This is a genomic window from Wandonia sp. (assembly GCF_984588085.1).
In genome coordinates, this window is sequence record NZ_CFIGVI010000018.1 from 1 (window position 1) to 12741 (window position 12741).

At 40.3% G+C, this 12741-nt stretch carries 9 protein-coding genes; 2 read left to right on the forward strand and 7 right to left on the reverse strand.

What is annotated here, in order from left to right; genetic code table 11:
- Nucleotides 1-36: 36 nt before the first annotated feature.
- The 3 genes from AC4PL9_RS08695 to AC4PL9_RS08705 are packed head-to-tail and all read right to left on the reverse strand — an operon-like array spanning nucleotide 37 to nucleotide 4302.
- Nucleotides 37-1485 (reverse strand): T9SS type A sorting domain-containing protein, encoded by a 1449-nt coding sequence (locus AC4PL9_RS08695; protein WP_491604360.1) that lies wholly within the window; start codon nucleotides 1483-1485, stop codon nucleotides 37-39.
- Nucleotides 1470-2711 (reverse strand): DUF5723 family protein, encoded by a 1242-nt coding sequence (locus tag AC4PL9_RS08700; RefSeq protein WP_491604361.1) that lies wholly within the window; start codon nucleotides 2709-2711, stop codon nucleotides 1470-1472. Before AC4PL9_RS08700 ends, AC4PL9_RS08695 begins: the two co-directional genes overlap by 16 nt.
- 7 nt (nucleotides 2712-2718) lie before the next feature.
- On the reverse strand, nucleotides 2719-4302 hold the full coding sequence (locus tag AC4PL9_RS08705) for a hypothetical protein (RefSeq protein WP_491604362.1): 1584 nt from the start codon (nucleotides 4300-4302) through the stop codon (nucleotides 2719-2721).
- Between the two features lie 104 nt (nucleotides 4303-4406).
- Between AC4PL9_RS08705 and AC4PL9_RS08710 the strand changes: the two genes are divergently transcribed.
- The gene (locus AC4PL9_RS08710; protein ID WP_491604363.1) at nucleotides 4407-5012 is read left to right on the forward strand and encodes a hypothetical protein; all 606 of its coding nucleotides are present in this window, start codon (nucleotides 4407-4409) and stop codon (nucleotides 5010-5012) included.
- A gap of 10 nt (nucleotides 5013-5022) precedes the next feature.
- On the opposite strand, the gene AC4PL9_RS08715 is transcribed toward AC4PL9_RS08710, so the two are convergent.
- On the reverse strand, nucleotides 5023-6471 hold the full coding sequence (locus AC4PL9_RS08715) for a glycosyltransferase family 39 protein (RefSeq protein WP_491604364.1): 1449 nt from the start codon (nucleotides 6469-6471) through the stop codon (nucleotides 5023-5025).
- A gap of 222 nt (nucleotides 6472-6693) precedes the next feature.
- On the opposite strand from AC4PL9_RS08715, the gene AC4PL9_RS08720 reads away from it, so the two are divergent.
- A complete protein-coding gene (locus tag AC4PL9_RS08720; protein WP_491604365.1) occupies nucleotides 6694-8220 on the forward strand; it encodes a cellulose synthase family protein in 1527 nt (508 codons plus the stop codon).
- A 57-nt stretch (nucleotides 8221-8277) separates the two neighbouring features.
- Here the strand turns inward: AC4PL9_RS08720 and AC4PL9_RS08725 are convergent, their stop codons facing one another.
- The 3 genes from AC4PL9_RS08725 to AC4PL9_RS08735 all read right to left on the reverse strand — a co-directional run bounded on the left by AC4PL9_RS08725 (nucleotide 8278) and on the right by AC4PL9_RS08735 (nucleotide 12703).
- Nucleotides 8278-9030, reverse strand: coding sequence for a proline and serine-rich protein 1 family protein (locus AC4PL9_RS08725; protein ID WP_491604366.1), 753 nt, complete (start codon nucleotides 9028-9030; stop codon nucleotides 8278-8280).
- A gap of 105 nt (nucleotides 9031-9135) precedes the next feature.
- A complete protein-coding gene (gene mtaB, locus AC4PL9_RS08730; protein WP_491604367.1) occupies nucleotides 9136-10455 on the reverse strand; it encodes a tRNA (N(6)-L-threonylcarbamoyladenosine(37)-C(2))-methylthiotransferase MtaB in 1320 nt (439 codons plus the stop codon).
- A 127-nt stretch (nucleotides 10456-10582) separates the two neighbouring features.
- Entirely contained in the window at nucleotides 10583-12703 is a 2121-nt protein-coding gene (locus tag AC4PL9_RS08735; RefSeq protein WP_491604368.1) for a prolyl oligopeptidase family serine peptidase, read from the reverse strand.
- Between the last annotated feature and the right edge of the window lie 38 nt (nucleotides 12704-12741).

Here is a 12741-nt window from a genome sequence, read left to right on the forward strand (position 1 = left end):
CTGAATAAGTTCAACAAGAAAATGCTTGATAGAACCTTATTCTTTCACAATCCGCACACCAACAAATTTGTCTTCTTGAATAATCCGTAGAAAGTACATTCCACTTTCCAGGTCAGATACATCTAACGAAGAGGAGATAGTACCCGATTTGACAGATCTTCCGGAGGGATCAATCAATTGATAGTTTGCCGATTCCCAATTTTCAGGTACTTGAATCTGAAGGGCAGAGCGTACCGGGTTAGGGAAAACGGTTATAGTTGCAGAATTTTCGTTTTCGGATAGATAAACGAGTGTTTGATCACTTGTAATCCCGGAAGGAATTTCTTCACCGGGACCTACTTTGATCAGTGTAATTGCAGAACCGCCATTTGTCCAGGATGGGTCCATTCCGAATCCGACTAAAACAGCTCCACCGTCTTTTGAAATAATCATTTGATGGCATTCATCCGGGTTTTCTCCTGAGAAAAATGAAGAGGTTCCATTCCAATACATATCAGTATGGTACTTTGCAAATAAAAGATCCGGTCCGTTCGGGTAAATATCCTCATCAATCCAGGCGGTAATAAACATACTGTTCATATCACGCACAGCAACATTGCTCAGAAAGTCATCTTCCGGACGGCTGTCTGTGTTTTCATACAAGATATCACCGTTACTGTCCAGTTTGGTCATCCAGTGATCCCTTTGGTTTTCTCCATCTAATGTCATTTCTCCTACACCGTATACGTTCGAATTGAATTCGTATAGACTTCTGAAAGCAGCTGTTCCACCTGCTCCATGAAATTTTTCCCAGAGAATTTCTCCCGAATTGATATGTATAAGTGCCAGATACCCGGTTTTCGTATCTGTGATAGAAGAAGAAATTCCACCAATAAGAACGGTTGTGTCCGAAAAATTGATCGCAGAGTAACCGATATCCTTTCCTGCTGTGCGAATATACTTGGTCCAAAGTGTGTCTCCGTTAGCTTGTGTACGAACCATATACAAATCCTCTTCCTGACTCATAAGTCCGTCGGTTTCCCCGACCATAAATAGACCTTCATCCTGTAGAAGAACAGCATCCCATAGTCGTTCCCAATCATCTGATCCATAGGTGCGCTCCCATTCAGGTTCTCCGGATTCATCTGTTTTTATCAGGTAAAAATCGAAATCAGAATAATTACTAAAACTGTTGGAATATCCGGCGATCCAGAAGCCTACATTCTCTTTATGAAATACCCGGCGTCCCCAGTCTGATCTGTCTCCTCCGTAAGAACGGGACCAGAGATAGGTTCCCATACTGTCTACTTTGAGAAGAAAAGCTCTGGAAGGTGCATCCTGAAAACTACTGGAAGCCCCGGTTATCACATAGCTGGAATCATCCAACTGAACCAGTCCCTGACCGTAGTCAAAACCATTCTCTCCATACGTTTTAAAAAAGGAAATCTGTCCGAAGCTAAATCCGGAAAAGAATAACGTGATAATAAGTATTAATCTATTTTCCATGTGATGCGTCCTGTTAATGATTGTCCTAATCCGTTTTTAGAAACAGCTCCGTAAACGTCTTGTGTTCCTACACCAAGATAAAATTGTCCCAGTTTCAGGTCTAAATAAAAACCACCCCTCAATTCACCGAAACCTCCGTAGGAAGCCTGCGCTCCGATCGCAATAACCGGGTGGGGTTGGTAGTGAATTCCGGCAAATACCTGTGGAAGATAAATAGCGTTTGTATACACATTGATCCCAAAGAAAGGTTGAAGTTTGGCCGGATTAGTTCGGTCTACAATTTTTGCTAACTGAATATAACCGGGTAACCAAACAGCTTTTCCCCCTTCTGAAGGTCGGAGATTCAAAGAATCAGCCAAACTGAACTCTTCGTTTCCGTTCCCGAAAGAACTCGTCAGTTCACTGATCTCGAAACCAGAGTAGCGATACATGGTATCCAGCGAATAGTTTTTTGTTTGATTGTTAAAGAAAGCGACTCCAATATTTTCCGCTTTTAAACGGATATAAGCCGTTTTTGCTTTTCCCCAGGGAATTTCGATCCGGAAGTCAGCATCCAGCGCAAACCCCAGTCCATTTGACATACCTCCGGATGCAGAAGAATAATCTCCTTTCAAAAGAAGACTGACAGAGTCCGTTTGAGGTGATTGCCTGTATTCCCCGTTCACAAAATGCATCTTTGTAAAGCTCTGTGCATTGACAAAGTTGAGGGATATAGCACTTTTTGATCGTTTATCAACGACTCCGAATCCGATTTTCTGATAAGTTATCTGATCGAAACGTAAATCCGTTAGGTCAGCCATATTATTCGTTACGTGAGCGTTTCCTTTGAATAGAAGAGAAAATGCATCGCGTGTAAATTGAGCTCCGGCGTAAATTTCATATCCGGCTTTTACTAAAAAGCCCCAATCTTCTTTACCGAATAAGTTCACAGTGTAATTTCGATATTCCAGTCCGGATGAAAAGGTTCCGCCGAATCGGTTACGGGGACGCCCGGCAGCATTTTTCAGAGACGCATCTTTCATTTCGTCTGTGATGTAGCCACCCCAGAGTAGTGTGTTGGCAAATTCAGTTCGAATTGTGTTGCTGTGATAGAAAGCATCTCCGTGAACAATAAACTCACCTTTAAAGTATGATGTGTCGTGTTGAAGAGGGAGAATCTCCTGAGCGGTTGTGAAGTTAATTCCCAGAAGAAAAGTAATGCATCCTGAAATAAATCTGTTGTTCATGTGTTCCTTAGAATTTTACCGTCAGTTTAAGGTTGGTAAATAACTTGAAAGCAATAAATTGTCCGTCATAGAATGTACTGATACTTCCGGATTGCGGAGTGTCAAATACGGCTTTTACGACAAGGTTTTCGAGGTCTTTCAGCTTACTGGTTTCTTCCTCTGATAACGTAATACGAATTTTCGATTTTTCGACATCCGGAGTACTATTGGCAAGGGACGTTGATCCTTTGATTTTCTGATCGCCGGATTTCTGGAAAAGTACAGCGTTATTAGCATCCAGAAATTCAAGATGGAGATCCGCATCAAATGAGTATGAATTGCTGGCTTCAATTTCAATAGCACCACTTTTCACACTGATTGTTCCCTGCGAATTGTCGTAATTCAAAGCAAAAGTATCGGCATACGTCAGATTATTCATTCCGATTGCAAGCGGCATATTCGCTGTTAGAAAAGCCCGCACAGTACTGTGACTGAAAAATTCATCATAACCACCACTGGTATTTCCCCAGGGATTTAGTTCAAAGGCATAACCTACCCGCATGAATTTAGGAATATTCTCAAGGAAAGCTTCAATCGTAGAATTGCTCTGATCAAACTGAATGTTGTGAACGGATGGAACAAGAGAGTTCCAGTCACCTGTCGCCTGATTTAACCAAATCCATGGACCAAGTTCCGGGTGAGAAAGTCCTACACTTGAACCAGATATTCCATCATTTTGAACGTGTGTAAATTTAGCCCGGGCACTTGTTTTTAGACCATTTTCAACACGAATATTTAACGAAATGTTCTCCAGGTCAATTGCCCCGGCTACAATCGAATTCATGAGGTCAAAATCAAAGGTTGTTGTATCACTGAAGGATTGATTACCAAAATAACCGCGTGCATACGATGGTGTAAGACTCTTAAATTCGACATTGAACCGAACTGTATCCTGGTTGGTTACGGTGACCGGATCTCCGTTTGGATCAGAACTAACCGATACCTGTGATTGGATAATATTGAAAGAACTTCCGTCTTGTCCGGTGAGATCAATCTCATATCCACTTAGGTCAAGAACTTCACTTGTTATACTTGGTGAAGAAAGGCTGCCGGGAGGAGCGTTGATCGTTTTGGAGTAGACAACACCATCCTTTTTAACGGAAGGAAGGGTAAGTGTAAGTATAGTCGGAGCGCTAATCGGTGAGGAAATTTTAATGTCTGCAATTCCACTCGCAAGTACTACCTTTTTGAGTATGAGATCGGCCACTTCGAATGTATGATCTTCCGTCTGATTCAGAAAGCTGAATCCCGGAGGAACATTTACTTCTGATACTGCTATAGCCACATTTTGCCGAATAACCGTGTCCGGAAGCCGAAGCAATGAATCAATATTGAGATTTAGTAAATCACGATTGATAACCAGCTGGTAACTTCCATCAGTATTAATGTCCAGTATCGAATCTGTTACAAGTTTACTCAGGGTTAGTGAGTCATGTATCAGCGGAATCCGCCAGTCGCTGTCCCAGGAAGCTTTTTCCTTTCGGCAGGAGGCGAAAAGTATAACAATTAGTATAACCGTAGCAATATTTCTCATCAATGCAAAGAAAAACATATTTTGTGAAAGGACGTAGTATAAATGAATGGGGTTGGTATAAATTATCTCAATTTGAGATTGTTTTCATGGCGGAACAAGGCTAATTCTTATATATTCGCACTGTGATTAAGGAAAAGTTAAATATTGATATTAATAATCCGGATGCATTGTCCTTGATGCAGCGTTTGTTCCGTTTTGTTTTTGGAAAAGATCGACCTGACCTGTTGACACGCTCTTATTTCTTTACGCACCTGGTGGCTGCCAGCTTGTTTTTCTTCTGGTATATTTCTGCTTACTTATCGATCCATTTTTTAGAAAATATCCGAGGGGCTTTACGTCTCAAAAAGATGATTACAAGAAGGGGAGTGGAGTTAGGAGTGGATAACTTCAGAGAGGCGTACGAAACGCTGGCTTTTATAATGATTATTGTATGGGTTGTTTATCTGGCCGGTTTAATTCTGCTGTGGCGAAAGAAAAAGATATACAGGTATTTTATGTTTCCGGTGTTAGTAGCATACCCGTTATTGATTGTTTTCTTTTTAAACAGTACCTATATTTTAGAGGATGTATCGTTGTTTGATTATGTGCTTTACCTGATAATGTTGGTTTCTCTTTTGATTTATTACTGGATAGACAAAAGAAGACGAAGCAGAGAAGATGAGGAAGCTGAAATTTTAGTTGATTCTGAATCAGGAGAAACAGCTACAGCATTGCCGGAAGGAAACTAAATGCCAAACACTATTTCTTTTTCTCGTAGCGAATAACAGAATAATTACCTTTAAAGCGACTACTGTCTACAGGTAAATACATTTCGTCCAGTTGTTTTCGTAATTGTTCATTTCCCAAACCGAATTTACTGTCCGCATCCAGGTATTGAATCGGGAAGATGAGCGCATTTGTATCCGGGATTTCCTGCATGGAATAAACAGGGAAAAGGTTATGGGGAAACAAGTCTTTTCCATGTATCATTTCCTGAAACCATTCGGGGTTATAGTGATAGATAAGTGTAAGGTCAAATGTCGGGGGGCTGATAAGTATGGAGCCTTTTGATGTTTTCAGGTATTCTGCAATTTTATCGGTTTCCCGGTTGTTTCCTTTCCCCGGATTAAAAAAGAGACAAAAAGTAAAAACGGGCAGGAGAGCAGACCATCTTAATGCTCTGGAAGAACTTGTGAAAAAATAAGCGACAATCAGATAAAGTGGAAGAGAAAGAAAAAATAAATAACGGTCAAGAAACAGATGGACATGCCAGAAAAAGGAAAGTCCGAAAAGAGGAAGGTAAGTTACGAGAAAAAAAAGCATCAGGATGGCCACCGGGTGTCTGAAATTTATCCGAGTAAAAGAAGATACGAGGAATTTTCTTTTTTCATAGAGGAAAAAAACTCCCCAAAGTAAAAGAAAGATCATGACATACTTTCCGTTAAAGAACTTATTGATTTGACCATACAATTCAGTCCATTGTGCCGCAGGAACCCATGTCCCCGTCTCATTGACGTGAGATATCCGAATAGCTAACAAGCGAAGAATAGGAGCTGAAGTAATCAATACGGTAGGAATCAGTACCAACACTAGTTGGGTAATACGCTGAACACGCTTTTTCTTTTCCCGTTCTGTGAAAGCAAAATACAGAAACATACAACCGGTTGCTGCTATAATAACGGGAGAAATATAATGTGTATAGAATAGCGCACTGAGTGTTAAACCGGTTACCAGGTGATTTTTTACAGAAACTTCTTTATTCGCTTTCAGTAAAAGCAGAATTAGAAGTGCATAACCAAATACAAGTAAGGGGTAAGGTCGCGCTTCAAGATCGTGATAAAAGTGAAAATTAGAGAAAACGAAAAAAGTTCCGGCAATCAACCCAACCGTATTGCCTCCTGTTTTTTGTCCTGCCCTATAGATAAGTGGAATCGTACATAATCCGAAGATCAGGGACAGAGAGCGAACGGCTACCGGACTTATCCCGAACCACTCTATCCAGAAATGTAGTAAAACAAAATGGAGGGGGGGATTATTCTCATTTTCAAAAAGCGTGAAAAGTTCCGGGATAGATTGTTGACTGTAAAAAATAGAAAAAGGTTCGTCCAGATCAATTGAAAATGAACGAATAAAAAAAAGAGAAATGATAAGCTTTAGTATCAGAAGAATACCAATCTGAAAATAGGATTTCTGAAAAATTCCGCTCATAGTACTTCCAAATGACGGTGCAAGATACAAAATGTTGCAGGAATAAAGCGGGTGATACAGTAAATCACAGCACGCATAAGAAATCAGGGAGTAATTAATTTCTTAAAATTTCTTAAAAACCATAGATTAATTTACCTTTGTCACCGGAATTGGCGGTTGGGGCGTGGTGTTGGGTTCCTGCTGACTACTTCAAGATGTTGAATAATACATGGTTAAAAACGGATGGTTGACTTGGTAAATTATGTGGTGCTGTCATTGTACGGATTAGCGTTGCTATTAATTTTCTGTTACAGTGTTTTACAGCTTTCACTGGCTATTTCCTATTGGAGAAGTAAACGAAAACGTGATAAAATGAAACGTCCGGATTTTGATCTGGAGAATGCTCCTTTTGTCACTGTTCAATTGCCCGTTTTCAATGAGTTGTATGTCGTTGAGCGCTTGATTGAAACTGTGGCACGTTTTGATTATCCGAGAGATCGTTTCGAAATTCAGGTTCTGGATGACTCTACGGATGAGACGGTAGATGTTATTGCAAAGAAAGTAGCTGAGATAAGAGCAACAGGAATCGATATCCATCATATTCACCGTACAAACCGTACAGGATATAAAGCAGGAGCTTTAGCCGAGGCGATGGATAAAGTAAAGGGAGAATTTATTGCCATTTTTGATGCGGATTTTCTTCCCAATCCAAATTTCCTGATGGAGACAATTCCGTACTTTGATGATCCTAAAGTAGGGGTTGTGCAAACGCGTTGGTCTCATATCAATAAAAACTATTCTCTTTTGACAGAGTTACAGGCTTTTGGTCTGAATGCTCACTTCAGTATTGAACAATCGGGAAGAAATGCCGCCGGACACTATATCAACTTTAACGGTACAGGTGGTGTATGGCGTAAGAAAACAATTTCCGATGCCGGAGGTTGGGAACACGATACGCTTACAGAAGATTTGGATCTTTCTTATCGTGCTCAGATGAAAGGCTGGAAGTTCAGGTATCTTGAAAACGTTACGGCACCTGCTGAGTTACCGGTTGCTATGTCTGCCTTGAAAAATCAGCAGTTTAGATGGACGAAAGGTGGAGCAGAGTGCTTCCGTAAGATGTCAAAAACATTGCTTACAACAAGAGGGCTTAAATTCTCAGATCGTATTCACGGACTGGCACACTTGTTCAATAGTTCTGTTTTTGTCTTTATCTTTTTCACAGCTATTTTAAGTATTCCGGTGCTGTTGATTAAAGCTTCTACGGATAAGTACGATACAGTGATGATGGTAGGGTCTTTCTTTATCTTATCGACTGTATTTCTGATGGTGTATTACTGGTTATCTTACAGAGATAAAACGAATAATTCTGTTTTGTCTTTTATTCGGTTTATAGGTAGATTTATTCAGTTCCTTACTGTTTCGATGGGGTTATCGTTGCACAATACGATTGCTGTTATGGAAGGATACTTTGGTATTAAATCCTCATTTGTCCGAACACCTAAGTTTAATATTTCAAGTGGAAAACAAGACTGGAAAGCCAATAAATATGTTGAGAAAAAGATCAATCTTGTAACCGTATTAGAAGGTCTTTTATCACTTGTGTTTTTGGGAGCTGTGGTATTTGGAATCGTCATGGGTGATTATGGATTGATTCCTTTCCATGCGATGTTGTTTATCGGATTTGGTCTGGTTTTCCTGTATTCAATCGGGCAAATGACCTGGCTGAACAAACGTTCCGGAAAACTGGAACTGGCAGAAGAGATTTAAAAGAAACACTATAAAAATAAATGCCCGGTTGGTTAGACCGGGCATTTTTGTTTTCGTCTAATTCAGACTATTCATCAGGTGATCGGCATTACTTTCAAAATCAAACGAGTTATGAAGTAAAAAGTAATTTTGTTGGTCGGCTGTGTATGCATATGCATATTGAGCTACTTCAAGACGATTACTGTCAAAGTCAAATGTTCTTAATACTTGTTGGAGTTGTTGAACACTAATTCCACTGGAACGAATAGCATTTTTCGCAAGATTTACTCGGTTACTGTCAAAAGATGCCTTTCTGAGTTGGTGTAAAAATCCCTGAAAAACCTGAGGCTGCATACCCATTCCATAGTGATTGTTCCAACCGTATCCATGTCCGTTTCCGGGATGATGTCCGTTCATAGGCGGTGTATTTGGATGCGGAGGGCAAATCTGTACGGGAGGAACCGGTTGCTGATGCAATGGTGTAATGCTTGCATGAAGACCGTTCCATTGATTCCAGCTGGCAATAACATGACTGTTAGCGGGGATCTGGAGTTGTCCCTGGTATACTACATCCCAGTATCCCTGGTGCGGACCAAAACTACGTCTCCATCTGAAAATTCGAAGTGAGTGATTTCCTTGCTGAATGTTATTCAGATACAGTGTGTTGCCATTTGATTGTTGACTGAATCCGTTCAGTTCAAACATAAAACGACCTGCTTCTGAAGTTGTTAAGGTCAGATTAGCTGTTTGGTTACCCGGATAATTTGGGAAAGCTGCTGCGAAATTCATCCCTATCGCGATGATAATTCCTGTGAGTAATAATCTTTTCATGACCTGACGTTTTTGTGTTTGAAAAGATTAAAACAAAACTCATGCCAAAAATACAAACAGGTGTTTATTAGTGTTTTGGATTCTTTTTAGATAGGGATAACCAGCTTAGTGCGTTAGAACCGTATCTTTCGTAGTGACCTTCATGATTCCATCCCGGTCAATTTCCGAAAGAGTTACATCAACGAATGTATTGGCAAGATCCGGATTATAGGGAATTTTGACTTTTACGTAGTTTTCCGTAAAGCCATTCATATATCCGTTTTCTTCTTCAGCTTCGACTAAAACACGTCCGGTATTACCTACCACCGATTCATAAAATGCCCGTTTTTTCTTTTCGGAGAGGATGTGTAACATACGGCTACGTTCCTTTCTTTTATCCATAGGAACAACTTCATCCATTTTTATGGCTGTTGTTTTGGCGCGTTCCGAATAGGTGAAAACATGCAAATACGAAATGTCTAATTCAGTGAGGAAATTATAGGTTTCCATAAACTCATCATCTGTTTCACCGGGGAAACCAACAATTACATCTACACCGATACAGGTTTGCGGATTCAACTCCTTTATTTTAGCTACACGGTCAGCATATAGTTCACGCTCGTATTTGCGACGCATAGCTTTCAGGAGTTTATTCGAACCGGATTGTAACGGAATGTGAAAATGCGGCACAAAACGTTGCGAGTGATTCAAACAAAACTCAATGATTTCATTACTGAGTAAGTTGGGTTCTATGGATGAAATACGGAAACGATCAATACCTTCTACTTTGTCCAACTCCTGAACCAGTCCAAAGAAATTTTCCTCTCCGCCCTGACCAAAATCACCAATGTTTACACCAGTTAATACAACCTCTTTGATTTCTGTTTCCGCAATTTTTTTTGCTTCATCTATAGTCTCCCGGATAGATGCATTACGACTTTTACCCCGTGCGAGCGGAATCGTGCAGAATGTACAGAAATAATCACATCCATCCTGAATCTTTAAAAAGCTACGGGTACGGTCACCATAGGAGAATGAGGGAACAAATTCTTTCGTGTTCTTAATATTTTCGTAGGCAACTTTAGCCTGCTCCTGTTTTTCAAGGTTTTCCAAATGTTCAAGGACATTGAACTTCTCATTCGCTCCGAGAACAATATCCACTCCGGGGATTTTAGCAATTTCCTCCGGTTTTAACTGTGCGTAACACCCGACAACAATAACAAAGGTATCGGGATTTGTTTTCATCACCTTTTTGACCAGTTGTTTACATTTTTTATCTGCATTTTCAGTTACCGAACAGGTGTTCAGAACAAAAATATCAGGACCTTCGCTCATATCAACTTTAGCGAAGCCTGCGTCTTCAAAAAGGCGCGAGATGGTTGATGTTTCCGAAAAATTCAGTTTACAACCTAGCGTATAAAATGCAACTTTCTTGTACTGGTTCATAATCGCTGCAAATTTACGTCAATTTTATGAAGCGGACAAAAACGAAGAAGAATCAATTGGTATGGATACAAAAACACCGGAGAAAATGCTTCCCCGGTGTTGGTAATAAGTAATATACAGGAGTATTTTATAACTTTTCTATTCCCATATTGTACAGGGCGAAAGCAAGCATATCCGAATATTCTTCAATTGTCATGGAAACAGGTTTTCCGGCTCCATGTCCTGCGTTTACATCAATACGAATAATCACCGGATTCTCTCCTTTGTGTTTCGCCTGAAGTTCAGCTGCAAACTTGAAGGAATGAGCAGGAACCACGCGGTCATCATGATCACCTGTCGTAACCATTGTTGCCGGATAAGTTACTCCCTCTTTTACATTGTGAACAGGAGAGTATCCTTTCAGATACTCAAACATTTCTTTAGAGTCTTCTGACGTTCCGTAATCATAAGCCCATCCGGCTCCAGCAGTGAACGTGTGGTAGCGAAGCATATCAAGTACTCCAACTCCAGGAAGAGCTACTTTAAATAAATCAGGACGTTGCGTCATAGTAGCTCCAACCAATAATCCACCGTTTGAACGGCCGGAAATGGCAAGATAGTCTGACGAGGTATATTTCTCCGCAATCAGGTATTCGGCAGCAGCAATAAAGTCATCAAAAACGTTTTGTTTTTGCATCTGCGTTCCGGCATTGTGCCAATCTTTTCCGTATTCTCCTCCTCCGCGAAGGTTAGGAACGGCATATACACCACCTAACTCCATCCACAGTGCATTTGAAATACTGAATGAAGGAGTCAGACTGATATTAAATCCTCCGTATCCGTACAACATGGTTGGATTAGTGCCATCCAATTTTAATCCCTTTTTGTGCGTAATAATCATTGGAACTTTGGTTCCATCTTTTGAGGTATAAAAAACTTGTTTTGACTCATATTGGCTACCGTCAAATGCCACTTTGGGTTGTTGGTAGATTTCAGATTTCCCTGTTTTCGGATTGTAACTGTAAATAGTCCCGGGAGTAATATAATTAGTAAATGAGAAGTACAATGTCTGTTCTTCTTTCTTTCCTCCGAAACCACCTGCTGTTCCTATTCCGGGGAGCGCTACTTCACGAACCAGCTTTCCGGAATAATCATACTGCTTTACCAGTGAGATGGCATCTTTCATGTATTTTGCAAAGAAATAGCCGCTTCCTGTAGAGGGGGAAAGAACATGTTCGGTTTCCGGGATAAAATCAACCCAGTTTTCAATAGTTGGATTTGTTGCATCAACCGTTACAATGCGTTTGTTAGGTGCATTCAGGTTGGTGACAATATAAAGTTTGTTTCCTTCATTTTCCAGAACATAGTGGTCATTTTCAAAATTAGAAACAACCGGAATAATAGGACTGTTTTCCTTTGTCAGGTCTTTGATATATAATTCGTTACCTGATGTAGAGTTAGCTGCTGAAATAAACAGGAAATTCAAATCTTCTGAAACATAACCACCAACGTAACGACGTTTCTCTTTTCCACCGAAAACAAGCTGATCTGATTGTTGTGCTGTTCCGAGTTGATGGTAATACAATTTATGTTGATCCGTTTTGGCAGAAAGTTCACTGCCTTCCGGTTTGTCATAACTGGAGTAGAAAAAGCCTTCATTCCCCAACCAGGAAATTCCCGAAAACTTGATGTCACGTAACGTATCTTCCGTTTGTTGCTTTGTTTCTGTATCAATGATAATCACCTTGCGCCAGTCACTTCCTCCCTCGGAAATGGCGTAAGCGGCAAGACTCCCGTCTTTGGAGAAGTTTAATCCTCCCAATGAAGTTGTACCGTCTTTCGAGAACGTATTCGGGTCCAGAAAAACTTCTTCGTTTCCATCCTGATCTTTACGGTAGATCACTGATTGATTCTGCAGCCCGTTGTTTTTATAATAATAAGTGTACTTTCCTTCTTTGAAAGGAGCTGAAATACGTTCGTAATTCCACATTTCAGACATACGGTCAATAATCTGTTGACGGAAGGGAATGGACTTCAGGTAACCAAAACTAACCTCGTTTTGCGCTTTTACCCATTCTTCAGTCTCCTTCGAACGGTCATCTTCTAACCAACGATAAGGATCAGCGATCTGTGTGCCGAAATACGTATCTACCGTATCTACTTTCTTTGTGTCCGGATAGACAAAAGCAGATCCTTTTTTCTCCTCGTTATTTTGATTACAGGAGCCGAGTGCTATAGCTGCCATTGAAACATAAATTATTTTTTTCATATCCTAAACGGTTTATTGTGTTCCTGAATTTGTCCGAA

Excerpts from the sequence above, each read along its gene's own strand:
- AC4PL9_RS08695 (WP_491604360.1), bottom strand. The coding sequence starts at position 1,485 with ATGGAAAATAGATTAATACTTATTATCACGTTATTCTTTTCCGGATTT.
- AC4PL9_RS08700 (WP_491604361.1), bottom strand. The coding sequence starts at position 2,711 with ATGAACAACAGATTTATTTCAGGATGCATTACTTTTCTTCTGGGAATT.
- AC4PL9_RS08705 (WP_491604362.1), bottom strand. The coding sequence starts at position 4,302 with ATGTTTTTCTTTGCATTGATGAGAAATATTGCTACGGTTATACTAATT.
- AC4PL9_RS08715 (WP_491604364.1), bottom strand. The coding sequence starts at position 6,471 with ATGAGCGGAATTTTTCAGAAATCCTATTTTCAGATTGGTATTCTTCTG.
- AC4PL9_RS08720 (WP_491604365.1), top strand. The coding sequence starts at position 6,694 with ATGGTTGACTTGGTAAATTATGTGGTGCTGTCATTGTACGGATTAGCG.
- AC4PL9_RS08725 (WP_491604366.1), bottom strand. The coding sequence starts at position 9,030 with ATGAAAAGATTATTACTCACAGGAATTATCATCGCGATAGGGATGAAT.
- mtaB (WP_491604367.1), bottom strand. The coding sequence starts at position 10,455 with ATGAACCAGTACAAGAAAGTTGCATTTTATACGCTAGGTTGTAAACTG.
- AC4PL9_RS08735 (WP_491604368.1), bottom strand. The coding sequence starts at position 12,703 with ATGAAAAAAATAATTTATGTTTCAATGGCAGCTATAGCACTCGGCTCC.